This is a genomic window from Agromyces sp. P2_B3 (genome assembly GCF_056404815.1).
On sequence record NZ_JBFUDH010000004.1, the window covers coordinates 166,806 to 189,400 of the forward strand.

Consider the following 22,595-nt stretch of genomic DNA (forward strand, 5'->3'; position numbering starts at 1 on the left):
GCGGCGCCGCCCGGCTAGAGCCGGCCGTGACGCCGGTAGACCCCGACGGGGTCGTCGCTCACGAGGAACTCGGCCCGCACCACGTCCTCGTGGGCGATGAGCTCCTCGGTGCGCTGCAGCACCTCGACGACGAGCTCGCGCGGCACGACCACCACCCCGTCGAGGTCGCCGACGAGGAAGTCGCCGGGTGAGACCGAGACCGTCGTGGTCAGTGCCCCACGCAACGACACGGTGTTCTGCCAGTCGTAGTAGCTCCACCGCTTGACCGCCTCCACCGGAGAGAGGTACCGGCAGAACAGGGGGAAGCCGCGCTCGAGGAGGAAGCGGGTGTCCCGGGATCCGCCGTCCACGACGGCTCCGATGACTCCGCACGCAGATCCGACCGTGGCGTTCATCTCGCCGTAGTGCGCGACCTGGGTGTCGAAGCTGCAATCGCGCACGTCGATGATCGGCACGCCCGTGGCCTTCATCGCCTCGAACATGTGGATGCGGCGCGCCCGCAGGTCGGGGTCGCCGGTCGGTTCGGGGATGCCCTTCATGGTGAAGGCCGGCCCGGCGAGCGTCCACTCGGGGTCGACCGGCTTGATGTCGGGCGCGAGCGCCTGGTTCGGGAACCCCAGTTCGTCCAGCACGTCGTACACCGCGCCCGAGTAGGTGTCGCGGAAGCGCGCGATGAGCTCGGGCACCGGAAGCGGATAGGCATAGGGGTTCGGCATGAGCATCCTCGATCATCGCGGCCGCGGAGGTCCGAAGCGTTGCACTTGATGCTACTAGCGTTGCAACTGACAAAACAAGTATGCTCGGCGACGGAGGAACAGCATGAAGATCGTCGACCTGCGCGTGCGTACCGTCGCCATCCCGACCGACGCGAAGCTACGGCACAGCAGCGGCGTGCACCCCGGGTACTTCATCCGCACGATCCTCGAGCTCATCACCGACGAAGGCCTGGTCGGGCTCGGCGAGGTGGGCGGCGGCGACCAGCGCGGTGCCCTGCTCAAGCTGAAGCCGCGCATCCTCGGGCTGGATCCGTTCCACCTCGAGGTGATCAAGCTCAAGGTCCTCCGCTCCATCTACTACCTCTCGAACGCGCGGCTCTACGCCGCCATCGAGATGGCCTGCCTCGACATCCAGGGCAAGGCCGCCGGGCGGCCGCTCAGCGACCTGCTCGGCGGGTCGGTGCGCGCCGAGATCCCCTTCATCGCCTACCTGTTCTGGCGCTACGACCGGCCGGGCGGCGGTGACGACACCACGGCCGAGGACCTGGCCGACGAATGCGAGGCGCTGCACGAACGCCTCGGCGTCAACGCCATGAAGATGAAGGCCGGCGTCGAGCGGCCTGAGGAGGAAGCCCGGGTCCTGGAGCTGTGCCGCGACCGGCTCGGCGACGGGTTCGGCCTCCGCATCGATCCGAACGGGGTGTGGTCGGTCCCGACCGCCGTGCGGATCGGACGCCGGCTCGAGGCCGTTGCGCCGGAGTACTTCGAGGATCCCGCCTGGGGTCTCGTCGGCAACGCCGCGGTCCGCGAACAGGTGCGCATCCCCATCGCGACGAACATGTACCCGGCGAAGTTCGACGATCTCGGCCCTGCGATCCGCCTGGGGGCCGTCGACGTCGTGCTGACGGACCTGCACTACTGGGAGGGACCGCGCGGCGTGAAGGACCTCACGGCTGTCTGCCGCACCTTCGGACTCGGTGTCGCCATGCACTCGGGCACCGAGTTCGGCATCGAGCTGGCCGCCATGCTGCACACGGCGAGCACCATTCCCGAGATGATCACCGCCGGAGACGCGCACTACCACTACCTCACCGACGACATCATCGCCGGCGGCCTCATGGAGTATCGCGACGGATCGATCGCCGTTCCGACCGGCGCGGGGCTCGGGGTGGAGCTCGACCCCGAGAAGATGGACAAGTACGAGCGGTACTTCGAGGAGCACGGCGACTACTACGCCCGGTTCCATGTCGACGACCGCAACCCCGACTGGGTGCCCACGGTCGGCGGGTTCTAGTCCTCGCTGCACTACGACGAATGCCGCCCGCATCCCCAGGGGAGGTGGGCGGCATCCGTCACTCGGTCGCGACGTTCACGATCGATCGCGGCTCAGCTGAACTTGCGGCGGTAGATCGAGACCGCCCAGATGTAGGCGATGACCAGGATGCCGACGAGCCAGGCGAGCGCGACCCAGATGTCGCTGCCGACGGGCTGGCCGGCGAACAGCGCACGCGTCGTGTCGACGATCGAGGTCACGGGCTGGTTCTCGGCGAACCAGGCCACCGGCCCCGGCATCGACTCGGTCGGCACGAACGCCGAGCTGATGAAGGGCAGGAAGATCAGCGGGTAGCTGAACGCGCTCGCCCCGTCGACGGTCTTCGCGGAGAGCCCCGCGACCACGGCGAGCCAGGTCAGGGCGAGGGTGAACAGCACCATGATGCCGGCGACCGCGAGCCAGGCGCCCACGGATGCCCCGGTGCGGAAGCCCATGATCAGGGCGACGCCGATCACGATCGCGATCGAGATGAGGTTCGCGACCAGTGACGTGAGCACGTGCGCCCAGAGCACGCTCGACCGGGCGATCGGCATGGACTGGAACCGCTCGAAGATGCCGCCCTGCAGGTCGAGGAACAGCCGGTACGAGGTGTACGCGACGCCCGACGCGATCGTGATCAGCAGGATGCCGGGGAGCATGTAGTCGATGTACGACTCATCGGACCCGGTGTTGATCGCCCCGCCGAGCACGTACACGAACAGGAGCATCAGCGCGATCGGCGTGACCGCGGTGGTGATGATCGTGTCGGGGCTGCGGAGGATGTGGGTCAGCGACCGGCCGGTGAGGACCCGGGTGTCGCCGAGGACGTGCGTGGTCATCGGGGTTCCTTTCCTGCCGGAACCGTGCCGTCGGCACGGTCGGTGTGTGCGGTTTCGGTCTCGCCGGTGTCGCCGACGAGGGCGAGGAAGACTTCCTCGAGGGTGGGCTGCTTCTCGACGTACTCGACGGTCGTGGCGGGCAGGAGCTGCTTGAGCTCGGCCAGGGTCCCGTTCTGGATGATCGTGCCCTTGTGCAGGATCGCGATGCGATCCGCCAGCTGCTCGGCCTCGTCGAGGTACTGGGTCGTGAGCAGCACGGTCGTGCCGCCGTTCGCGAGCTCCTTCACCGTCTGCCACACCTCGATGCGCGCCTGCGGGTCGAGGCCGGTGGTCGGCTCGTCGAGGAAGATGATCGGCGGGTTGCCGATCAGGCTCATCGCGATGTCGAGGCGGCGTCGCATGCCACCCGAGTACGTCCCCGCGCGCCGGCCACCGGCATCCGTGAGGGAGAACCGGGCCAGCAGGTCGTCGGCGATCGCCCCTGGGTTCTTCAGGTGACGGAGCTTCGCGACCAGCACCAGGTTCTCCCGGCCGGTCAGCACTTCATCGACCGCCGCGAACTGGCCGGTCAGGCTGATCGACTCGCGGACGTCCCCGGGCGTGGCTGCCACGTCGAAGCCGTGGACCGTGGCTGTGCCGGCGTCGGCCTGGAGCAGCGTCGACAGGATCCGCACGAGGGTGGTCTTCCCTGCGCCGTTCGAGCCGAGCAGCGCGAAGATGCTGCCCGCCTTCACGTCGAAGTCGACGCCTCGCAGCACGTGCAGGTCCTTGAACGACTTCTCGATGCCCTGTACCCGAATCGCTGTCTCGGTCGTCATCGCTCTTCCTTTCCTTCGAGGTTCTGGATGGTTTCGGTGAGGCGGCTGCGCTCCTTGTCGATCCAGCGCTTGCCGGCGTAGGCCGAGGCGAATGCCTCCGCGAACTCGACCGGGTCGTCGCCGACGATGTCCTCGACCGGCGTCCCGTCGACGGCGGCCCGCTCCCACAGATCGGCGGAGTCGTTCAGCATCGTGATCATCACGGCGGAGTCGCCGTCGGTGATGCCGCCGTTGTACATGAAGTACCGCTCGAAGGCCTTCGCGGCGGTGCCGTAGGGCTCGGGCAGGGCCGCGATGCGGGCCTTGTACTGGCGGTACGCCTTCTTGTCGTCGAGCGATCCGGTGATCATCTCGTACCACTTCGCGGCCATGACTACTCTCCTTCTTCCGTGACTGATTCGATGCGGTGGTGGAGCTGTTCGATCCGTTCGGCGAGGAAGCTCCACGTCCTCCAGAACTCGTCGAGGTACTCGCCGCCCTGTGCGTTGAGCGAGTACACCTTGCGCGGCGGCCCCTTCTCGGACGGGACCTTCTCGACGTCCACGAGGCCGCGCTGCTCGATCCTGACCAGGAGCGCGTACACGGTGCCTTCGACGATGTCGGTGAAGCCCTCGTCGCGCAGGCGCGCGGTGATCTCATACCCGTACGCCGGGCGGACGGCCAGGATCGCGAGGACGATGCCTTCGAGCGTGCCCTTCAGCATCTCGGTCGACTGCTTGCCCATGAACCCCTCCTTCAACTACTCGGTGTTGCTGACTACCGGTACATAGTAAGCACAAGTACCGGTAGATAGCAACACTGAATACCGATCGGCGGCCACGTCCAGCCTGATCGGCGTCGAGACGCGGATCAACGAGCGATCGCGGTACGCTCGTTGACCTCTGGGTTCACGATGGAGGGAGGGCGATGGAGCTTCGCGAGATCGAGATCTTCCTCACGCTCGCCGACGAACTGCATTTCGGTCGCACCGCCGAGCGCCTGCACGTCTCGGTGTCGCGTGTCAGTCATGCCATCCGCGTCCAGGAGACCGCCATCGGCGCGCCGCTGTTCACCCGCACGAGCCGGCGTGTCGAGCTCACTCAGGTTGGGGAGGTCCTGCTCGAGGGCCTACGGCCGGCTTTCGACGGCATCCGGCACTCCGTCGCTGCGGCCACGGCACTCGCCCGTCAATCGGTGGGCACCGTCACGATCGGCGCCATGGGCGCACAGGTGCACGACCTCGCGCCCGTGCTCGACGCGTTCCGAGCGTCGCATCCGTTCGCCGAGGTCCGCTTCCGCGAGGTGTTCTTCACCGACCCGTTCGAGCTGCTCCGCCGGGGCGAGGTGGATCTCGTGACCGCGTGGCTGCCCGTCGACGAACCCGACCTGGCCGTGGCCTGCGTGCTGCGCGAGGAGCCGCTCAACCTCATCGTCTCCTCGCGCGGACCACTCGCGGGTCGTTCCTCCGTCGACTTGGAGGAGCTCGCCGAATTCGCGGTTCCGGCCATCGCTGGGTCAGCCGACTGGTTGTCGGGCGTCGTCCCCTTCTCCACTCCTTCGGGGCGGCCGATCCCACGCGCGGGGCGGGTCTCGACGTACCCGGAACTCCTCGCCCTCGTGGCCTCCGGCCACGTCGTCTGTCCCGTCCCCGACGAGGGACGGCGCTACTTCCCGTGGCCGGGCGTCGAGTACATCCCCTTCGGCGACGCCGCGCCGGTGCGGTGGGCGCTGATCCGTCGGCGTGGTCGCACCGCCCCGATCGTCCGCGCGTTCACCGACGCGGCGCAGGCGACGGGCGGGATGACTGACACCGTCTGATCGAGCGCGAGGAACCTGGGTCGCACCCGGTGATGACCCGGCGCTAGCGTTGCCCTCATGCGTACGCTGACCGTCTGCAACTTCGTCACCGTCGACGGACGGTACGAGGACGACGACCACGACATCGTCTCGTTCTTCGAGCACCAGCACCCCGACTACCACGGGGCCGACACGTTCGATCACCACACCACGAGCCTGCTCGCCGACGCGGACACGCTCCTGCTCTCGGGGCGCCGATCGTCGCTCGGGAACCTCGAGTACTGGGCCGGCGTCCGCCACGACCCCCACGCCACCGCCATCCGCCGACGGTTTGCGGAGCTGTTCGACCAGGTAGAGAAGGTCATCGTGTCCGATACCATCACCGCGGCCGACCTCGAGCCGTACGAGCGCACGCGGATCGTCGCAGTGGCCGACGCGCGCGCCGAGGTCGCGACGCTCAAGCAGGCGGATAGGCGCGGCATCCTGATCCTGCTCGGGCGGATCCTCTGGAACGACCTGATGCGGGCCGGGCTGGTCGACGAGTTGCAGATCGTGACCTTCCCACTGATCGGCGGCGGTGGCGTCTCCCTCTTCGATTCGCGGCCGCCGGTCGCGCTGAAGCTCCTGGAGACCCGTGCGTGGCAGGAGTCGGGGAACGTGCTGATGCGCTGGAGGGTCGACCCGGTGTGATCAGTCCCGCGGGTCTCCACTGTCGCGCTGCCAACGACCTGATCGCCTAGGGTTCGAGGGCCTTCCGGAGCGCTTCGGCGGCTGCCGAATGGAACTGGCTGGTTACGCGGGCGTTGCGGAAGACTGCGTCGAATCCGTGGAAGACTCCCGGGATCTCGAAGACTTCGGTGGTCACGCCTGCGTTGCGGAGGCGTTTCGCGTAGGCGAGGTCTTCGTCGTGGAAGAGGTCGAGTGTTCCGACGCCGATCCAGGAGGGCGGCAGGCCGGCGAGATCGTCGCGTCGTGCGGGTACGGCGTACCGTGGCACGTTCGGGCTGCCGGCGGGTGCGCCGAGGTAGGACTCCCAGCCGAAGCGGTTGCTGGAGGGCGGCCAGATGCGGACGTGTCGGGTGTCGATATCGGTGCGGAGCACGGTGCGGTCGTCGAGCATCGGGTACAGGAGCAGTTGGAAGACGGGCTCCGCCGTGCCCTCATCGTGGAGTCGTTGGGTGAGGGCTACGGCGAGGCCGCCGCCCGCGCTGCCTCCGCCGATCGCGATCCGGTCAGGGTCGATACCCCATTCGGCGGCGCGGCCACGGATCTCGTGCCACCCGTCGGAGAGGTCCTCAAGGGCTGCCGGGGCGGGGTGCTCGGGGGCGAGCCGGTAGGAGGCGGCGAACACGACGATGCCGAGACGCTGTGCGAGTCCGATGAGGAAGCGGTCGTCTTGCTGCGGGGAACCCATCACGAGCCCGCCGCCATGGATCCAGAAGAACGCTGGACCGCTCCCGCCAGCGGCACGCGGCCGGTAGACCCGGTAGGCGAGCTCGCCGCCTGTGGTCGGGATGGGCAGGGTCGACACGTCGACATCGGCGGTGGATGCACGTGGACGGGGTGGCTTGCGAAACAGGCGCAGGGTGCGGCGCGAGACGCCAGCGCGGGGGAACCAGCGTGCAGCGCGGACGTCCGGGTGGAACGGTTCCGGTTTGGACATCACGCCCCCACGTTCACGGTCGCAGCGCCGGACTCGTGGTAGCTCCCGGTCCGAATGTCGTCGAGGATCGACCCGCCGGCCGGTGCCCAATCGAACGTCTTCCTCGCCTTGTCACCGGCGAGGGTGCCGGGAGCGCCGAGGATGAGCGCGAGAGGGCCGAGCACGTCTGTCGCGCTCTCGCGGGGAAGGGAGACCGTCTGGGCGCCGGTGATCGCGCTGATCGCTTCAGCGAGTTCCCGCATCGTGAATCGATGCTCCCCTTTCGCGTTGAACACGCCGGGGGTCGGCCGCTCGAGGGCGGCGACGTACAGGTTGGCGAGATCGTCGACGTGGATCGCATCCCAGGGCTGGGCGCCGTCATCGACGTACGCGGCCGCACCCGTCGTTGCGGCGGCGCCGATCAGGCCGGTCACGAGGCCCGAACCTGCGCGTCCGTGCACGAGCGCGGCCCGGATCACGATCGGGGTGATGCCCGCAGTGCTCAGCACGACACGCTCGGCCTGGCTTTTGACGGGCTGCGCGCTGCGCTCCGGCAGGCGTGCGTCTTCGTCGCGAGGCTGCCCGGGATCGATCCCGTAGACCAGCCCCGTGCTCGTGTACAGCACCGGCTTGTCGATTCCAGACGCACCCGCACCTGCGACAAGGGCGGTGACCGCGGCGAGCTCCGCCGCGGCCGCCGCCTCGGACGCGCTCCCGTCGAATGCCGCATGCACCACCGCATCCGCCGACGTGGCAGCAGCGCGAAGCACGTCGGTGTCGTCGAGCGAACCGCGCACGGCGTTGGCGCTTGCATCGGTCAGCCGTTGTGCACCCGCGGCGGTACGCGCGAGCGCGTCGACCTCGTGCCCTGCGGCGAGTAGTCGCTCCAGAACAACCGAGCCCAAGTACCCGGTGCCGCCTGTGAGGAAGATCCTCATCTCTCATCCTTTCCGTGCGGGACAGTGCCCGGACAGGAACGACGGTAAAGTGTGACGCTAACGTCAAGGTCAAGTCGGAAGGTGCGGCGTTATGAGAATCGGAGAGCTCAGTCGCCAGACCGGGGCGAGTCCCCGCGCGATCCGCTACTACGAACAGACCGGTCTGCTGCAGTCCGAACGGCAGTCGAACGGATACCGCGAGTTCGGTGACACCGCAATCCAGACCGTCACAACGATCCGCACCCTCTTCGAACTCGGCTTCCCCTCAGAACTCGTCTCCCGCGTGCTCCCCTGCACCGGAGAAGCCGGCCCCATCGCCGGGGAGTGCAGCGCCCTGATGCAGCGTGTCAGCGAGATCCGCGACGAGATGGACGAGAAGGCCCGTCGACTCGACGCCACCCGCGACCAACTCACCCAGTTCCTCGAGACCGCGAACCAGCGATAGGCGACCGACCCGCTACACCTGCACCATGTCGGTGAACCGCGAGAAGTGTCCGTGGAACGCCACGGTGATCGTGCGGGTCGGACCGTTCCGGTGCTTCGCCACGATGAGGTCGGCCTCGCCCGCGCGGGGGCTGTCGCGCTCGTAGGCCGACTCGCGGTGCAGCAGGATCACCATGTCGGCGTCCTGCTCGATCGAGCCCGACTCGCGCAGGTCGGAGAGCGCCGGCATCTTGTCGGCGCGCTGCTCGGGCCCACGGTTCAGCTGCGAGAGCGCCAGCACCGGCACCTGCAGCTCCTTGGCGAGCAGCTTCAGCGCACGCGAGAACTCCGACACCTCCTGCTGACGGCTCTCGACGCGCTTGCCGCTCGTCATGAGCTGCAGGTAGTCGATGATGACCATCTTCAGGCCCACGCGCTGCTTCAGTCGTCGGCACTTCGCCCGGATCTCGACGAGGGTCATGTTGGGCGAGTCGTCGATGTAGAGCGGCGCGTCGTTGATGCGGCCACGGGTCGCCGCGATGGTCGTCCAGTCGCGGGAGTCGACGGTGCCCTTGCGCATCATCTGCAGGGGCACGGATGCCTCGGCCGAGAGCAGGCGCATCGCGATCTCGCTCTTGCCCATCTCGAGCGAGAAGAAGATCGACGGCAGGTCGTGGCCGATGGAGGCGGCGCGCGCGAAGTCGAGCGCCAGCGTGGACTTTCCCATCGCGGGACGCGCCGCGACGATGATCATCTGCCCGGGATGGAAGCCGTTGGTCAGGTCGTCGAGGTCGGCGAAGCCGGTGGGCACCCCGGTGAACTTGCCGTCGGTGTGCTTGGCGGCCTCGATCTCGTCGATGGCCGCGGTGACGGCCTCGGTGAGCGGCACGTAGTCTTCGCTCTCGGTGGAGCCGGTGACGCCGTAGATCTCGGCCTGCGCGTGGTTGACGAGCTCGGTGACCTCGCCCTCGCCGGCGTAGCCCATCTGCACGATGCGGGTGCCCGCCTCCACCAGCCGTCGCAGGAGTGCGCGCTCGGCGACGATGGAGGCGTAGTACCCCGCGTTGGCGGCGGTGGGCACGAGGCTGGTGAGCGTGTGCAGGTACTCGACGCCGCCGGCGCGCTGCAGTTCGCCCGTCTTCGTGAGCTCGTCGGTGACGGCGATCACGTCGGTCGGTTCGCCGTGCGAGTAGAGCGTGAGGATGGCGTTGAAGACGACCTCGTGCTTCGGCACGTAGAAGTCGACGCCGCGCACGGTCTCGATGACGTCGGCCACCGCGTCCTTCGAGAGCATCATGCCGCCGAGGGCGCTCTGCTCGGCCAGGAGGTCGTGCGGCGGTGTGCGTTCACCCCGGCGGTCACCGTCGTCGTGCGGCTCGGCGAGTCCGATGTGCGCGATCGACAACTCATGACCTCCCAGTGGTCTTCGGGCGTGCGAAGCGCCCACTCCTCAGTGTGATGGGAGGAGCCGACATTGTGATCGCGGGCCGGGTAACACCCGCTGATTCGGACGCTGCTTCACGATATGGAAGCCCCGCCCACAGCACAACCCGGCCTGTGGATAAGTCTGGGGACAATCTGGGCGAAACGCCACAGAAGCTGTGCACCCAGCCTGTGGAGAACTGTGGAATTCTTGTGAATTACACGGGTTGAATTCTGGATCTATCAGGCATTCCCTGTTTCCACACCTGTGGGGGAAAACTTCTTCAGAAGTCCACGGATGCCGCATGCACACCTGTGCACAACCATCTCAGGAAACTCCGAAGCTCAGCTTGCGGGCGAGTGCTCCGGAGTGGTAGACCGGTGCGGGCAGTACCTGGGGGAACCCGGTCGTCGAGGGGGACGGTCGGGCGTCGGACGACGCTCGGAACGCATGCTCCGGCGGCCCGACCATGGCGGCCACGTGATGCGCCGCCGGACGAGAACGGCGGCCCGAGCCGAAGCCCGAGCCGCCGTCTGCGTGCCGATGCGAACTACTTCGCGGCAACCACCTGGAGGGTGATCGTGGCGGAGAGCTCGTCGCGGAGGCGAACCGTCGCCTCGTGCTCGCCGATCGACTTGATCGGCGTCGAGATCTCGATCTTGCGCTTGTCGACCTCGCCGAGGCCGGCGGCCTGCACCGCAGCCGCGACATCTGCCGTCTTGACCGAGCCGAAGAGCCGGCCGCCGTTGCCGGCCTTGACCGTCAGCTTCACCTTGGTCGACTCGAGCTTGGCCTTGAGGGCCTGCGCGTCCTCGAGGGAGTGCAGCTCGCGAGCCGTGCGGGCGGCCTTGATCTGCTCGACCTGCTTTTCGCCGCCACGGGTCCACGGGGTCGCGAAGCCCTGGGGAACCAGGTAGTTGCGCGCGTAGCCGTTCTTGACCTCGACCACGTCGCCGGCGGTGCCGAGGCCGGTGACCTCGTGCGTGAGAATTACCTTTGCCATTGTCGTGCTCCTTAGCGGCCGGAGCCCGAGTAGGGGAGGAGCGCCATCTCACGTGCGTTCTTCACGGCACGGGCGATGAGGCGCTGCTCCTGCACGGAGACACCGGTGATGCGACGGGCACGGATCTTCCCGCGCTCCGAGATGAACTTGCGAAGGGTCGCAACGTCCTTGTAGTCGATGACGCCGACCTTGATCGACTTCGCCGGGGCGGCGTTCTTCGCGCCCTTCCCGCGGCTCGGCTTGCGGCGGTCGCCGCTGCTCTTTCCAGCCATTGGTTTTCCTGTCTTGTGGATGCGGGTCGGTCGTGCTCGATGCGTGGACCGGCCCGCTGAATATTAGAAGGGGGTCTCGTCGCCGTAGCTCGTGCCCGGCGTGTTCCAGACGTCGCCGCCGCCGCCCGACTGGGCTGCGGGAGCGCTGGGCGCCCACGCGTCGTCGGACTGGCCGCCCCCGAAGGAGCCGCCCGCACCGCCGACCGCACCGCGGCTCGACTGCGCACGCGTGACCGAGGCGGTCGCGTACCGGAGCGAGGGGCCGATCTCGTCGACCTCCAGCTCGATGCTGGTGCGCTTCTCGCCTTCCTTGGTCTCGTAGGAACGCTGCTTGAGACGCCCGGAAGCGATGACCCGGGAACCCTTGGTGAGTGAACCGGCGACGTGCTCGGCGAATTCACGCCAGCAGCTCGCGCGCAGGAACAGCGCTTCACCGTCCTTCCAGTCGTTCGCCTGACGGTCGAACGTGCGAGGAGTGGACGCGATGGTGAAGTTGGCAACCGCGAGGCCGTTCTGCGTGTAGCGCAGCTCGGGATCGGCAGTGAGGTTGCCCACCACGGTGATGATGGTCTCGCCGGCCATGAGGACTAGGCGTCCTTCGAGGCGGGGGCCTTCGCGGCGGCAGCAGCCTTCGCGCCGGCCTTGGCGGAAGCGGCGGCCTTCTTGGCAGCCTTCTCCTCCTGGGCCTTCGCGTGAGCGGCGACCTGGGCGATGGCCTCTTCGGCGCGGAGCACCTTGGTGCGCATGACGGCCTCGCTGAGGTTCAGCTGGCGGTCGAGCTCATTGGTGGTCTTGGACTCGGCGGTGAAGTCGACGACGGCGTAGATGCCCTCGTTCTTCTTGTTGATCTCGTAGGCCAGGCGACGACGTCCCCAGATGTCGACCTTGTCGACAGTGCCGCCATCGTTTCGGATGACGTTGAGGAACTTGTCAAGGCTGGGAGCAACGGTGCGCTCGTCGATCTCGGGATCGAGGATGACCATCAGCTCGTACTGGTGCATGACTAACCCACCTCCTTCGGACTCAAACGGCTGCAGTATTTCTGCAGCAGGAGGGTTGTGCATACGTCGCTCCGAGGAGGCCGCGCAATCGCGGCGCACGGGCAACCTTGACAGTCTAGCGGATTCCTCACATTCTCCGCGAACCGGGCGGCGGCCTCCGGGCCTTGACCGCCGCGCGATGGCGCGCCACGCTGGCCCCGTGGAGACCGCAGCAGAGCTCGCCGAACGCTTCGACCGACGGGCCCCCGACTACGACGGGTCGGCGATGCATCGCGGGCTCGCCCAGGCGGTCGCGGACTTCGTGCGACTCGGCGGGGTGCGCGACATCCTGGACGTGGGCACCGGTACCGGCCTGGTGCTCCGGTCGTTGCCGGCCGGCCCGTGGAGCCTCACGGGCGTCGACCTGTCGCCCGGCATGCTCGCGGTCGCGCGCGCAGCTCTTCCGAGCGCGAGATTCGAGGTCGCGGATGCCACGACCCTCGACCTCCCCGACGCGTCGATCGATCTCGTCACGTGCGTCACGATGGTGCATCTCCTGCCCGATGCGGCCGCGGCGCTGCGGAAGTGGCGGCGGGTCCTTCGACCCGGCGGATGCCTCGTGCTGGCGACCTTCGCCGACGACAGCCCCTCGTGGCACGGCCCGGCACCCGAACCCGGGCACTCGCCGGCCGAGGCGCACGCGCCGTTCGGGTCGTCCGAGGCGCTCGAGCGGCTCGCCGCGGCATCCGGATTCGTCGCGGGCCGCATCGCCGAGTGGGAGCTCCGCTCGAACGGCGGCGCACCCGAGTACCGCTGCCTGATCACCGAGTTCGCGCCCGTCGACGACTGACGGGCTCAAAAGGCGGGGCAGGGTCAGGCGTCGCGCGCCGCCCACCAGTCGAGCAGGCGCTCGCGGGCGGCATCCGGACCGATGGGTCCCTCGTCGAGCCGCACCTCGAGCAGGTAGCGGTACGCCTCGCCCACCACCGGACCCGGCCTCACGTCGAGGAGCCGCATGATCTGCTCGCCGTCGAGCTCGGGCCGCACGGCGGCGAGCTCCTCCTCCTCGGCGAGCACGGCGATGCGCTCCTCGAGGTCGTCGTAGGCGAAGCCGAGGCGGTCGGCCTTGCGCCGGTTGCGCGTCGTGACGTCGGCCCTCGTGAGGATGTGCAGGCGTTCGAGCTGGTCGCCGGCGTCACGGACGTAGCGGCGCACTGCCGAGTCGCTCCACGCGGCATCCGCATACCCGAAGAACCGCAGGTGCAGCTCGATCAGCCGGGAGACCGCGGCGATCGTGTCGTTGTCGAAGCGCAGCGCGCGCAGGCGCTTGCGGGCGAGCTTGGCACCGACCACGTCGTGGTGGTGGAACGACACGAGGCCGCCCGCCTCGAGCTTGCGCGTCGCCGGCTTGCCGATGTCGTGCAGCAGCGCCGCGAGCCGCATGACCAGGTCGGGGGAGTCGAGGTTGCCGCGCGAGACCTCGTAGTCGATCGCCTGGTCGAGCACCGTCAGCGAGTGCTCGTACACGTCCTTGTGGTGGTGGTGCTCGTCGACCTCGAGCCGCAGCGCGGGGATCTCGGGCAGCACCCGGTCGGCCAGGCCCGAATCGACCAGCAGACGGATGCCGCCGCGGGGCGACGCCGTCAGGAGGAGCTTCGACAGCTCGTCGCGCACCCGCTCCGCGGAGATGCGGTCGATCTCGGGCGCGAGCGCGGCCATCGCGTCGCGAGTGCCCTCCTCGACGTCGAAGCCGAGCTGGGCCGAGAAGCGTGCTGCACGCAGCATCCGCAGCGGATCGTCGCCGAACGACTGCTCGGGAGCCGCCGGGGTCCGCAGGGTCTTCGCGATCAGGTCCTCGACGCCGCCCGACGGGTCGACGAGCGCGAGCTGGGGGAGCCGGAGTGCGAGCGCGTTCACGGTGAAGTCGCGCCGCGTGAGGTCGTCTTCGAGGCTGGAGCCGAACACCACCTCGGGCTTGCGCGACTCGCCGTCGTAGGCGTCGGCGCGGTACGTCGTGATCTCGACCGTCTCGCCGGCGATCTTCGCGCCGATCGTGCCGAACGCCCGGCCGATGTCCCAGTGGGCGTCGGCGATCGGCTTGACGATGGCGAGGATCTCGTCGGGCGTGGCATCCGTCGTGAAATCGAGGTCGTTCGTGGCCCGCCCGAGGAAGGCGTCGCGCACCGGGCCGCCGACGAGGGCCAGCTCGTGGCCCGCCGCATCGAACGCCGCCGCCAGCTTCGACACGGTCGGCGAAGCAGCCAGCTCGCCCAATCGGTCGAGGGCCGCCGCGACACTCTGCATGCCCCTATGTTAAGCGGACCCGTCGAGCGCGTCCGTGCGCGGCCCCGCCTGTGGAAGCCGAGCGGATGCCCCGGGGCCACGCCGTAGAATCGCCTGCATGGTGGACGAGTCGATCCCTGCGCGCCCGCGCGCCGACTCTCCCACCCGACGCACTCGCCCGCTTTCCCGGCCGGCCCGGTTCGCCCTCGGCGGCGCCGCGTTCCTGGCCGTCGCCACCATGGTCGGGGCGCCCATCGCCGCCAACGCCGGCGTCGACCCGGCAGCCGCGTTGCAGGCGGTGCTGCCCGTTCCGGACGCCTCCTCGCACATGGATGCCGCAAACGGCATACGACCGGCGGGGCCGTCGCGGGCCGTCGACGACGACAGCGGACTGCGCGTGAGCGTGTCGCCCACCATCTCGAGCACCGTCTCGCTCGGTGCGCCCGTCGCGATCTCCGTCGAGATCGAGAACGCCACGGGTGAGGCCCTCGCTCCCGGCGTCGTGCGCCTCGTGCGCGCCGACGCCGACATCGACGACGCCGGTGAGCTCGACGAGTGGCTCGCCGCCGAGCAGGGCGGCGACCAGGCCGGCGACTCGGATGCCGCGGGCATGGTGCCGATCGCCGACGGCGAGGCGCGGGGGCTGCCCGCAGGGGGAGCCACCGTCGTGTCGTTCACGATCCCCGCCGACGCGTTCGCCGAGCTCGCGGACTCGCCCGTGATCGGGCTGGGCGCCGAGCTCCTCGTGGGAGACACGGTCGTCGCCTCGGGTACGTCGGCCTACGCCAACGCCGACGTGCCGGCATCGGGCTCGGTCGCCGTGGCCCTCGCCGCACCTGTCACGACGCCCACGACCGGCGGCGCCGCGGGCCTGATCGACGTCGACCAGCTCATCAACTGGACGAGCCCCACCGGGCTCCTCACCCGACAGCTCGACGCACTCGCCGGCCGCCGCGTGGCCATCGGCATCGACCCGCGCATCATCGCGTCGATCCGCGTGCTCGGAACGACCGCGCCGCCCACCGCGACCGCGTGGCTGCAGCGCCTCGCCGAGCTGCCCAACGAGATCTTCCCGCTGGCCTACTCCGATGCCGACGTCGCGGTGCAGGCGCAGGTCGGACTCCCCGCGTTGCTCGGCCCGACGTCGTTCGCCGACGCGATGGATCCGGCGAACTTCCCGGCGGGCGGGAGCTCGATCGGCGTCGGCGCCGAAGCCGAGCAGGACGCGACCGGCACGCCCACGGCCTTGGCGACCGATGCGCCCACGCCGCAGCCGACCCCGGGCACCCTGCCCACGAACGAACAGCTCCTGTCGTGGCCGTACACGCGCACCGACCTCGCGTGGCCGGGCGACGACACGGTGGCCACCGGCGACCTCGGCTTCTTCGCGGCATCCGGGCTCACCACCTCGATCCTGGCCCCGGGCAACGTCGAGCCGGTGGGCGGCGTCGCCCCGTCCTCGGCGACCATCGACGGCTCGACCGCCCTCGTCGCCGACGGCGCGCTCACTGAGCCGTTGCGAGCGGCAGCCACCGCCTCGACCGACACCGAGTGGCGCGAGGCGACCGGCCAGGTGCTCGCCTCGCTCGCGCTCGATGCTGGCACGGCGCGCACGACGGTGTTCGCGACGTTCGACCGTGGCTCGGTCTCGCAGGTCGCTCGCGTCTCCGCGCTCATCGACGAGATCGGCAACTCGCCGTGGTCCACCCTGGCCGGGCTCTCCGAGGCGATCGGGGCACCCCCCGAGGCGCGCACCCTGATCGATGAGCCCGAGTCCGACGAGCGCCGGGCGCAGGTGTCGCGGCTGACCGAGGTCGAGGCACAGGTCACCGAGTTCTCCACCGTCCTCACGGATCCGGCGCTGCTGACCGGCCCGGTGCGACGCGAGCTGCTCTCACTGCTCGACGTGGCGTGGCTCGATGACCTCGAGGCGTGGAACGGCGTCGCCACCGACTGGCTCATCGCCCAGCGAGGCGTGCTCGGGTCCATCTCCGTCGTGCCGAGCAGCACCATCAACGTCGTCTCGACCGAGACCGGCGTGCCCACGACCATCGAGAACACGCTGCCCTATCCGGTCACCGTCGTGGTCGACGTCAGCCCGTCCAACGGCCGCCTCATCGTCGAGGAGCAGGTCGAGCAGACCGTCGAGCCGCAGTCCCGCTCCACGGTACGCGTGCCCGTCGCCGCCGGCGTCGGCAACGGCGAGGTCACGCTGACCGTGTCGCTCGCCTCGACGTCCGGTGTCCCGATCGGCACGCCGGTCGACATCCCGGTCAACGTGCAGGCCGACTGGGAGGGGCTCGGCGCCGCGATCCTCGCGGCGATCGCGGTCGTCGTGTTCGGCCTCGGCGTCTGGCGCAACATCCGGCGACGACGCCGTGACCGGGCCGCGGCTGCCGAGACTGCCGGTCCCGAGAACGCCCGTCCTGAGGGCGAGGCTCCCGAGACCGCCGAACCTGAGACGGCCGAACCCGAGACCGAGGCGATCACCGATGCCGACCCCAGCCAACCCGCCCGAGTCGCACCCGACGCCGGCGACGACCCGACCGGCAGCGACCGTGGCTGACGACGACCGCATCGGCCGCGCCAGCGCGTTCCTGGCATCGGGCACCATCGTCTCGCGCGTGCTGGGGTTCGTGAAGGCGATCATCGTCGCCGCCACCATCGGCGTGGTCGGGTCCGCAGGGGCTGACGCGTTCGCGGTCGCCAACGGGCTTCCCAACACCGTCTACGTCATCGTCGCGGGCGGCGTGCTGAGCGCCGTGCTCGTGCCCCAGATCGTGCGCGCCGGCTCGCACGCCGATGGCGGCGGCGCCTACATCAACAAGCTGCTCACGGTCGCGCTCGTGATCCTCGCGGGCGCCACGATCATCGCCACCGCGCTCGCACCCCTCCTGGCCCTGCTGTACGGGGCGACCCTGCCGCCCGCCACCCTCGACCTGGCCATCGCCTTCGCGTGGTGGTGCCTTCCCCAGATCTTCTTCTACGGCCTCTACACGCTCCTCGGCGAGGTGCTCAACGCCCGCCGGAGCTTCGGGCCGTTCACCTGGGTTCCGGTGCTCAACAACATCGTGGCGATCGCGGGACTCCTCGTGTTCGCCGCGCTCTTCGGGGTCGATCCCGACGGCACGAGGTCGGCCGACGCCTGGACGCCCGGCATGGTCGCCGTGCTGGCGGGCTCGGCGACCGCCGGCATCGCGGCGCAGGCGCTCATCCTCTTCTGGTTCTGGCGCCGCATCGGCCTGCGCTACCGCCCCGACTTCGCGTGGCGCGGTGTTGGCCTCGGCACCGCCGGCCGCATGGCGGGTTGGACGTTCGGCATGCTCCTGCTCACGACGCTCGCGGGCATCGTCCAGACACTCGTCCTCGGTACGGCATCCGGAAGCGGCAACGCATCGGTCGCCGCCGTCGACTACGCCTGGCTCATCTTCATGCTCCCGCACTCCGTGATCACCGTGTCGATCGCGACCGCGTACTTCACCCGCATGAGCGAGCACGCCGCGCGCGACGACCACGACAAGGTCCGCGACGACGTGTCCAGCGCGATCCGCGGCATCACGCTCATCATCAACCTCGCCGCCGCGGTGCTGCTCGTCATCGCCTATCCGTTCGCCGCCGTGTTCGAGACCGGCAGCTTCCCCGACACCGCGGCCCTCGGCAACGTCGTCATCGCGTTCACCCTCGGGTTGGTGCCGTTCTCGATGCTGTTCGTCGTGCAACGCACGTTCTACGCACTCGGCGACACCCGAACGCCGTTCCGATTCACGCTCTTCCAGGTCATCGTGTTCACGGCAGGTGCGTTCTCATGTCTCCTGCTCCCCAAGGACCTGCTGGCTGCCGGCATCGCCCTGGTCACGACGATCGCGTGCATCGCTCAGCTCACCGTTGCCGCGTGGCTGCTGCGGCGTCGCCTCCACACACTCGACGGGCGGCGCATCCTCGGCGGCTTCGCTCGCTCGCTCGCAGCGCTCGTGCTGCCCCTCCTCGCGGGCGTCGGACTCCTGATCCTGCTCGGCGGCACCGTGGAAGGCGGGTTCGCCGTCTCCGGCATCTTCGGCGCCGTCGTCTCGATGGCCATCATCGGCGCGGTCATGGCCGTGCTCTACTTCGGCGGCCTGTGGCTGCTGCGCTCGCCCGAGCTCCGCGGGTTCGCCACGCCGCTCGTCGCGCGTCTCCGTCGAGGCTGAGCCCGCGGCATCCGACCCTCGCCGTCGCACCGGGGGTGAAGGAATACGCGCCGCCTAGACTGTGTTCACCATGACGGTGGTTCTTCGGCTCGCCCGATCCACCGAAGCAATGTGACGACAGGAGTGGAAGTGCGCGACATCATCATCATCGGCTCTGGGCCGGCCGGATTCACGGCCGCGATCTACGCCGCGCGCGCCGAGCTGAAGCCCCTCCTCATCGCCAGCTCCGTCGAGATCGGCGGCGAGCTGATGAACACGACCGAGGTCGAGAACTACCCCGGGTTCCCCGACGGCATCATGGGTCCCGACCTGATGGCGAAGTTCCAGGCGCAGGCCGAGCGGTTCGGCACCGAGGTCGTGTACGACGACGTGGTCGAGCTCGAGCTCGACGGGCCGGTCAAGCGCGTCAAGCTGGGCAACGGCGAGACCCACGAGGCCACGACGCTCATCTACGCGACCGGTTCGGCCTATCGCAAGCTCGGCCTCCCCGAGGAGGAGATCCTCTCGGGCCACGGCCTCTCGTGGTGCGCCACCTGCGACGGCTTCTTCTTCCGCCAGAAGACGATCGCCGTGATCGGCGGCGGTGACTCCGCGATGGAGGAGGCGACCTTCCTCACGCGGTTCGCCGACAAGGTCTACGTCATCCACCGTCGCGACTCCCTCAAGGCGTCGAAGATCATGCAGCAGCGCGCGTTCGACAACGAGAAGATCGAGTTCGTCTGGAACGCCGAGATCGCCGCGATCCATGGCACCACGGCCGTCACGGGAGTCACGCTCCGCGACACCGTGACCGGCGACCAGCGCGCGCTCGACCTCGACGGCCTGTTCGTCGCCATCGGCAACGACCCGCGCACGCACCTCGTGCACGGCAAGCTCGACCTCACGCCCGAAGGCACCATCTGGGTCGACGGTCGCACGTCGAAGACCTCGGTGCCGGGTGTCTTCGCGGCCGGCGACGTGATCGACCCGCACTACCGGCAGGCCATCACGGCCGCCGGTTCGGGCACGGTCGCCGCGCTCGACGCCGAGCACTACCTCGCCGCCCTCGGCAACGAGCAGGCCGCCGAGGCGCTGCTCGAGAACGAATTCGTCGCGGTCGACTGACCCGACGCGACATCCGCTTCACCAAAAAGGAGAACGCAATGACTGCACGCGCAGTGACCGAGGCCACCTTCGAGCAGGAGGTCCTCAACAGTGAGAAGGCCGTCCTGGTCGACTTCTGGGCCGAGTGGTGCGGCCCGTGTCGCATGGTGAGCCCGATCCTCGACCAGATCGCGACCGAGCACGCCGACAAGCTCGACATCGTGAAGCTGAACGTCGACGAGAACCCGCAGCTCGCGATGAAGTACCAGATCACCGCGATTCCCGCGTTCAAGGTCTTCGAGAAGGGCGAGGTCGTCAAGACCGTCATCGGCGCCAAGCCGAAGCCCGCACTCGAGGCCGACCTCGCCGCCTACATCTCGTAGTCGGCCGCCTCGCATACGCAGAGACCCGCCCGGCACACGCCGGGCGGGTCTTTCGCGTTTCCAGGGTTCCATCCGTCGATCCACGATCGCGATCGGGGCTCCGGATGCCGCGGCCGCACGTGTCGTCATCTCGAACGGCCCGCCCGAACCCAGCAACTAGCATGAATATCCTGAGCAGAAACGGAAGTGACGTGACCTCTGACGGCGTCCCCCAGCGGACCGGCAACAACCTCGACCCTTGGTACGCGAACTACGCCGAGCGAGCTGCCGGCCTGGCCGCCTCCGAGGTCCGAGCCCTGTTCGCCGTCGCGTCGCGTCCCGAGGTGGTCTCGCTCGCCGGCGGCATGCCGTTCGTCTCGGCGCTTCCGCAGGAGCTCATCGTCTCGTCGATGGAGCGCGTCATGCGCACGCAGGGTCCGACGGCGCTGCAGTACGGGTCGGGCCAGGGCATCCCCGAGCTCCGCGAGCACATCCTCGACGTCATGTCCCTCGAGGGCATTCGCGGCTCGGTCGACAACGTGGTGACGGCGACCGGGTCGCAGCAGGCCCTCGACCTCGTCGCGAAGCTCTTCATCGATCCGGGAGATGTCATCCTCGCCGAGTCGCCGAGCTATGTCGGTGCCCTCGGCGTGTTCCGGTCGTACCAGGCGAGCGTCGTGCATGTCGCGATGGACGAGGACGGACTCATCCCCGAGGCGCTCCGACAGACGATCGCACACCTGCGCGGGCAGGGTCGGCGCATCAAGTTCCTCTACACCATCCCGAACTTCCACAATCCGGCCGGCGTCACGCTCGCGGCGTCGCGTCGGCCCGAGATCCTCGAGATCTGCCGCCAGAACGAGATCCTCGTGCTCGAGGACAATCCCTACGGCCTGCTGCACTTCGATGAGCCGGCACCGAACGCGCTCCGCTCGCTCGACGAGGACGGCGTCATCTACCTGGGCTCGTTCTCGAAGACGCTCGCCCCTGGATTCCGCGTCGGCTGGGCTCTCGCGCCGCACGCCATCCGCGAGAAGCTCATCCTCGCCGCCGAATCGGCGATCCTCTCGCCGAGCTCGTTCAGCCAGCTCGTCGTGTCGGAGTACCTGTCGAGCACTGACTGGCGCGCGCAGATCGACACGTTCCGAGGTGTGTATCGGGAGCGCAAGGACGCGATGATCGAGGCGCTGGGGGAGTACCTCCCGCAACTCAGCTGGACGAATCCGAACGGCGGCTTCTATGTGTGGGTCACCATGCCAGATGTGCTCGATTCGAAGCAGATGCTGCCGCGGGCGGTGCGAGAGTTGGTCGCCTATACGCCCGGCACCGCGTTCTTCGCCGACGGTCGAGGGCGGCACGCCATGCGGCTCTCGTTCTGCTATCCGACGCCCGAAGCCATCCGCGTCGGCATCCGTCGGCTCGCTACGGTCGTCAACGGCGAACTCGACCTCCTCGACACCTTCGCCGGCACCGGCACGCTGCAACTGCCGCCCAGCTCCGGCTACGAATCCGCCCCGCCGTCCGACCTCAAGTAGTGGAGAAACCCCAGATCATGAGCGATTCCAACGGTCTCTACGTGGTTGTCCTGGCGGGCGGCATCTCCCACGAGCGCGATGTCTCACTGCGGTCGGGGCGGCGAGTCGCCGACGCGCTGGTGTCTGCCGGGCACCGAGTCGTGCTGCGCGACCCCGATGCGTCGTTGCTGCCCTTCCTCGCGACCGAGCAACCTGACGTGGTGTTCCCCGCCCTGCACGGCTCGAGCGGTGAGGACGGCTCACTGCTCGAGCTGCTGGCCGGCCTCGGCGTCGCCACCGTCGGCTCGACGGGTGCTGCAGCGAGGAGGGCATGGTCCAAGCCCTTGGCGAGCTCGGTCGTCGCTCAGGCGGGACTCGCGGTTCCCCAGTCGATCGTGCTGTCCCATGAGGCCTTCCGGGAACTCGGTGCGGCGAGCGTGCTCCGGGTCGTGCGCTCGGCCCTCGAGGGCGACCTCGTCGTCAAACCAGGCTCCGGCGGTTCAGCGCAGGGCGTCACCATCGTCGACGACACCGACGCACTGCCCCGAGCGATGGTGGAGGCCTTCACCTACGACGATGTCGCCGTGGTCGAACGTCGCATCGTCGGCACCGAGATCGCCGTCGCGGTGATCGATACGGGCGACGGCCCGCAGGCGCTCATCCCGGTGGAGATCGAGCCGTCGGCGGGGGTCTACGGGTTCCAGGCGAGGTACAACGCCGGCGAGACGACCTTCTATGCGCCGTCCCGCTTGAGCGACGAGGTGGCCGATGCGGTGTCGGATGCCGCGGTGCTCGCGCACCGCACCCTCGGACTCCGCGACCTCTCCCGCGTCGATTTCATCGTCGACGCCGACGGCACCCCATGGTTCCTCGAGGCGAACGTGATCCCCGGCCTCACCGAGACGTCGCTGCTGCCTCTCGCAATCGAGGCGTCGGGCACGAATGCGAGCACTGTGTACAGCGGGCTCGTGCGAGCCGCATCCGCTCGCGCCGCGTGAGTCGACCCTCGATTCGAGCGTGAAAC

24 protein-coding genes are annotated in these 22,595 nt (G+C 68.9%); 11 read left to right on the top strand and 13 right to left on the bottom strand.

Annotated elements, in window-relative coordinates; translation table 11 throughout:
- Window positions 1-14: 14 nt before the first annotated feature.
- Entirely contained in the window at window positions 15-716 is a 702-nt protein-coding gene (locus AC1DZA_RS08900) for an RraA family protein (RefSeq protein WP_476772473.1), read from the bottom strand.
- A 103-nt stretch (window positions 717-819) separates the two neighbouring features.
- Here AC1DZA_RS08900 and AC1DZA_RS08905 point away from each other — a divergent pair, with 103 nt between their 5' ends.
- Complete coding sequence (locus tag AC1DZA_RS08905; protein WP_476772474.1) at window positions 820-2,010, top strand: enolase C-terminal domain-like protein; 1,191 nt, start codon at window positions 820-822, stop codon at window positions 2,008-2,010.
- Window positions 2,011-2,102: 92 nt separating this feature from the next.
- On the opposite strand, the gene AC1DZA_RS08910 is transcribed toward AC1DZA_RS08905, so the two are convergent.
- From AC1DZA_RS08910 to AC1DZA_RS08925, 4 genes are read right to left on the bottom strand one after another with little or no spacing between them, the layout of a single operon-like run.
- Window positions 2,103-2,867: an ABC transporter permease gene (locus AC1DZA_RS08910; protein ID WP_476772475.1), complete on the bottom strand. Its 765-nt coding sequence runs from the start codon at window positions 2,865-2,867 to the stop codon at window positions 2,103-2,105.
- A complete protein-coding gene (locus AC1DZA_RS08915; RefSeq protein WP_476760966.1) occupies window positions 2,864-3,685 on the bottom strand; it encodes an ABC transporter ATP-binding protein in 822 nt (273 codons plus the stop codon). Before AC1DZA_RS08915 ends, AC1DZA_RS08910 begins: the two co-directional genes overlap by 4 nt.
- The gene (locus AC1DZA_RS08920; RefSeq protein ID WP_476760967.1) at window positions 3,682-4,056 is read right to left on the bottom strand and encodes a DUF1048 domain-containing protein; all 375 of its coding nucleotides are present in this window, start codon (window positions 4,054-4,056) and stop codon (window positions 3,682-3,684) included. Before AC1DZA_RS08920 ends, AC1DZA_RS08915 begins: the two co-directional genes overlap by 4 nt.
- Window positions 4,057-4,058: 2 nt before the next feature.
- The gene (locus tag AC1DZA_RS08925) at window positions 4,059-4,409 is read right to left on the bottom strand and encodes a PadR family transcriptional regulator (RefSeq protein WP_476760968.1); all 351 of its coding nucleotides are present in this window, start codon (window positions 4,407-4,409) and stop codon (window positions 4,059-4,061) included.
- Between the two features lie 182 nt (window positions 4,410-4,591).
- Here AC1DZA_RS08925 and AC1DZA_RS08930 point away from each other — a divergent pair, with 182 nt between their 5' ends.
- Together AC1DZA_RS08930 and AC1DZA_RS08935 are read left to right on the top strand one after the other, a co-directional pair.
- Window positions 4,592-5,482: a LysR family transcriptional regulator gene (locus tag AC1DZA_RS08930; protein ID WP_476772476.1), complete on the top strand. Its 891-nt coding sequence runs from the start codon at window positions 4,592-4,594 to the stop codon at window positions 5,480-5,482.
- Window positions 5,483-5,539: 57 nt separating this feature from the next.
- Window positions 5,540-6,151 (top strand): dihydrofolate reductase family protein, encoded by a 612-nt coding sequence (locus AC1DZA_RS08935; protein WP_476760970.1) that lies wholly within the window; start codon window positions 5,540-5,542, stop codon window positions 6,149-6,151.
- A gap of 46 nt (window positions 6,152-6,197) precedes the next feature.
- On the opposite strand, the gene AC1DZA_RS08940 is transcribed toward AC1DZA_RS08935, so the two are convergent.
- Window positions 6,198-6,992 (bottom strand): alpha/beta hydrolase, encoded by a 795-nt coding sequence (locus tag AC1DZA_RS08940; RefSeq protein ID WP_476760971.1) that lies wholly within the window; start codon window positions 6,990-6,992, stop codon window positions 6,198-6,200.
- A 131-nt stretch (window positions 6,993-7,123) separates the two neighbouring features.
- The gene (locus AC1DZA_RS08945; RefSeq protein WP_476772477.1) at window positions 7,124-8,041 is read right to left on the bottom strand and encodes an NAD-dependent epimerase/dehydratase family protein; all 918 of its coding nucleotides are present in this window, start codon (window positions 8,039-8,041) and stop codon (window positions 7,124-7,126) included.
- 91 nt (window positions 8,042-8,132) lie between these two features.
- Here AC1DZA_RS08945 and AC1DZA_RS08950 point away from each other — a divergent pair, with 91 nt between their 5' ends.
- A complete protein-coding gene (locus tag AC1DZA_RS08950) occupies window positions 8,133-8,486 on the top strand; it encodes a MerR family transcriptional regulator (protein WP_476760973.1) in 354 nt (117 codons plus the stop codon).
- Between the two features lie 12 nt (window positions 8,487-8,498).
- On the opposite strand, the gene dnaB is transcribed toward AC1DZA_RS08950, so the two are convergent.
- The 5 genes from dnaB to rpsF all read right to left on the bottom strand — a co-directional run bounded on the left by dnaB (window position 8,499) and on the right by rpsF (window position 12,163).
- Complete coding sequence (dnaB, locus tag AC1DZA_RS08955) at window positions 8,499-9,869, bottom strand: replicative DNA helicase (protein ID WP_309977856.1); 1,371 nt, start codon at window positions 9,867-9,869, stop codon at window positions 8,499-8,501.
- A 568-nt stretch (window positions 9,870-10,437) separates the two neighbouring features.
- Window positions 10,438-10,890 carry a 50S ribosomal protein L9 gene (rplI, locus tag AC1DZA_RS08960; protein WP_159601043.1) on the bottom strand — a complete coding sequence of 151 codons (453 nt, stop codon included), beginning with the start codon at window positions 10,888-10,890 and terminating at the stop codon, window positions 10,438-10,440.
- A gap of 11 nt (window positions 10,891-10,901) precedes the next feature.
- On the bottom strand, window positions 10,902-11,162 hold the full coding sequence (rpsR, locus tag AC1DZA_RS08965; RefSeq protein ID WP_056727560.1) for a 30S ribosomal protein S18: 261 nt from the start codon (window positions 11,160-11,162) through the stop codon (window positions 10,902-10,904).
- A gap of 63 nt (window positions 11,163-11,225) precedes the next feature.
- Window positions 11,226-11,744: a single-stranded DNA-binding protein gene (locus tag AC1DZA_RS08970; RefSeq protein ID WP_309975761.1), complete on the bottom strand. Its 519-nt coding sequence runs from the start codon at window positions 11,742-11,744 to the stop codon at window positions 11,226-11,228.
- Window positions 11,745-11,749: 5 nt separating this feature from the next.
- Window positions 11,750-12,163 (bottom strand): 30S ribosomal protein S6, encoded by a 414-nt coding sequence (gene rpsF / locus AC1DZA_RS08975; RefSeq protein WP_159601047.1) that lies wholly within the window; start codon window positions 12,161-12,163, stop codon window positions 11,750-11,752.
- Window positions 12,164-12,362: 199 nt separating this feature from the next.
- Between rpsF and AC1DZA_RS08980 the strand changes: the two genes are divergently transcribed.
- Window positions 12,363-12,992, top strand: coding sequence for a class I SAM-dependent methyltransferase (locus AC1DZA_RS08980; protein ID WP_476760976.1), 630 nt, complete (start codon window positions 12,363-12,365; stop codon window positions 12,990-12,992).
- 23 nt (window positions 12,993-13,015) lie between these two features.
- On the opposite strand, the gene AC1DZA_RS08985 is transcribed toward AC1DZA_RS08980, so the two are convergent.
- Complete coding sequence (locus tag AC1DZA_RS08985; protein WP_476772478.1) at window positions 13,016-14,446, bottom strand: CCA tRNA nucleotidyltransferase; 1,431 nt, start codon at window positions 14,444-14,446, stop codon at window positions 13,016-13,018.
- 97 nt (window positions 14,447-14,543) lie between these two features.
- On the opposite strand from AC1DZA_RS08985, the gene AC1DZA_RS08990 reads away from it, so the two are divergent.
- The 6 genes from AC1DZA_RS08990 to AC1DZA_RS09015 all read left to right on the top strand — a co-directional run bounded on the left by AC1DZA_RS08990 (window position 14,544) and on the right by AC1DZA_RS09015 (window position 22,569).
- On the top strand, window positions 14,544-16,991 hold the full coding sequence (locus tag AC1DZA_RS08990) for a DUF6049 family protein (RefSeq protein WP_476772479.1): 2,448 nt from the start codon (window positions 14,544-14,546) through the stop codon (window positions 16,989-16,991).
- Window positions 16,984-18,612, top strand: coding sequence for a murein biosynthesis integral membrane protein MurJ (gene murJ, locus AC1DZA_RS08995; RefSeq protein WP_476772480.1), 1,629 nt, complete (start codon window positions 16,984-16,986; stop codon window positions 18,610-18,612). The genes AC1DZA_RS08990 and murJ overlap by 8 nt, the downstream gene beginning before the upstream one ends.
- Window positions 18,613-18,741: 129 nt before the next feature.
- Window positions 18,742-19,716: a thioredoxin-disulfide reductase gene (gene trxB, locus AC1DZA_RS09000; RefSeq protein WP_309975748.1), complete on the top strand. Its 975-nt coding sequence runs from the start codon at window positions 18,742-18,744 to the stop codon at window positions 19,714-19,716.
- Window positions 19,717-19,754: 38 nt separating this feature from the next.
- Window positions 19,755-20,078, top strand: coding sequence for a thioredoxin (gene trxA / locus AC1DZA_RS09005; protein ID WP_309975746.1), 324 nt, complete (start codon window positions 19,755-19,757; stop codon window positions 20,076-20,078).
- A 191-nt stretch (window positions 20,079-20,269) separates the two neighbouring features.
- Entirely contained in the window at window positions 20,270-21,592 is a 1,323-nt protein-coding gene (locus AC1DZA_RS09010; protein WP_309975744.1) for an aminotransferase-like domain-containing protein, read from the top strand.
- A gap of 17 nt (window positions 21,593-21,609) precedes the next feature.
- Window positions 21,610-22,569, top strand: coding sequence for a D-alanine--D-alanine ligase family protein (locus AC1DZA_RS09015; protein ID WP_476772481.1), 960 nt, complete (start codon window positions 21,610-21,612; stop codon window positions 22,567-22,569).
- Window positions 22,570-22,595: the final 26 nt, after the last annotated feature.

Coding starts and splice junctions, on each gene's coding strand:
- AC1DZA_RS08900 (WP_476772473.1), bottom strand. CDS start 716: ATGCCGAACCCCTATGCCTATCCGCTTCCGGTGCCCGAGCTCATCGCG.
- AC1DZA_RS08905 (WP_476772474.1), top strand. CDS start 820: ATGAAGATCGTCGACCTGCGCGTGCGTACCGTCGCCATCCCGACCGAC.
- AC1DZA_RS08910 (WP_476772475.1), bottom strand. CDS start 2,867: ATGACCACGCACGTCCTCGGCGACACCCGGGTCCTCACCGGCCGGTCG.
- AC1DZA_RS08915 (WP_476760966.1), bottom strand. CDS start 3,685: ATGACGACCGAGACAGCGATTCGGGTACAGGGCATCGAGAAGTCGTTC.
- AC1DZA_RS08920 (WP_476760967.1), bottom strand. CDS start 4,056: ATGGCCGCGAAGTGGTACGAGATGATCACCGGATCGCTCGACGACAAG.
- AC1DZA_RS08925 (WP_476760968.1), bottom strand. CDS start 4,409: ATGGGCAAGCAGTCGACCGAGATGCTGAAGGGCACGCTCGAAGGCATC.
- AC1DZA_RS08930 (WP_476772476.1), top strand. CDS start 4,592: ATGGAGCTTCGCGAGATCGAGATCTTCCTCACGCTCGCCGACGAACTG.
- AC1DZA_RS08935 (WP_476760970.1), top strand. CDS start 5,540: ATGCGTACGCTGACCGTCTGCAACTTCGTCACCGTCGACGGACGGTAC.
- AC1DZA_RS08945 (WP_476772477.1), bottom strand. CDS start 8,041: ATGAGGATCTTCCTCACAGGCGGCACCGGGTACTTGGGCTCGGTTGTT.
- AC1DZA_RS08950 (WP_476760973.1), top strand. CDS start 8,133: ATGAGAATCGGAGAGCTCAGTCGCCAGACCGGGGCGAGTCCCCGCGCG.
- rplI (WP_159601043.1), bottom strand. CDS start 10,890: ATGGCAAAGGTAATTCTCACGCACGAGGTCACCGGCCTCGGCACCGCC.
- rpsR (WP_056727560.1), bottom strand. CDS start 11,162: ATGGCTGGAAAGAGCAGCGGCGACCGCCGCAAGCCGAGCCGCGGGAAG.
- AC1DZA_RS08970 (WP_309975761.1), bottom strand. CDS start 11,744: ATGGCCGGCGAGACCATCATCACCGTGGTGGGCAACCTCACTGCCGAT.
- rpsF (WP_159601047.1), bottom strand. CDS start 12,163: ATGCACCAGTACGAGCTGATGGTCATCCTCGATCCCGAGATCGACGAG.
- AC1DZA_RS08985 (WP_476772478.1), bottom strand. CDS start 14,446: ATGCAGAGTGTCGCGGCGGCCCTCGACCGATTGGGCGAGCTGGCTGCT.
- AC1DZA_RS08990 (WP_476772479.1), top strand. CDS start 14,544: ATGGTGGACGAGTCGATCCCTGCGCGCCCGCGCGCCGACTCTCCCACC.
- trxA (WP_309975746.1), top strand. CDS start 19,755: ATGACTGCACGCGCAGTGACCGAGGCCACCTTCGAGCAGGAGGTCCTC.
- AC1DZA_RS09015 (WP_476772481.1), top strand. CDS start 21,610: ATGAGCGATTCCAACGGTCTCTACGTGGTTGTCCTGGCGGGCGGCATC.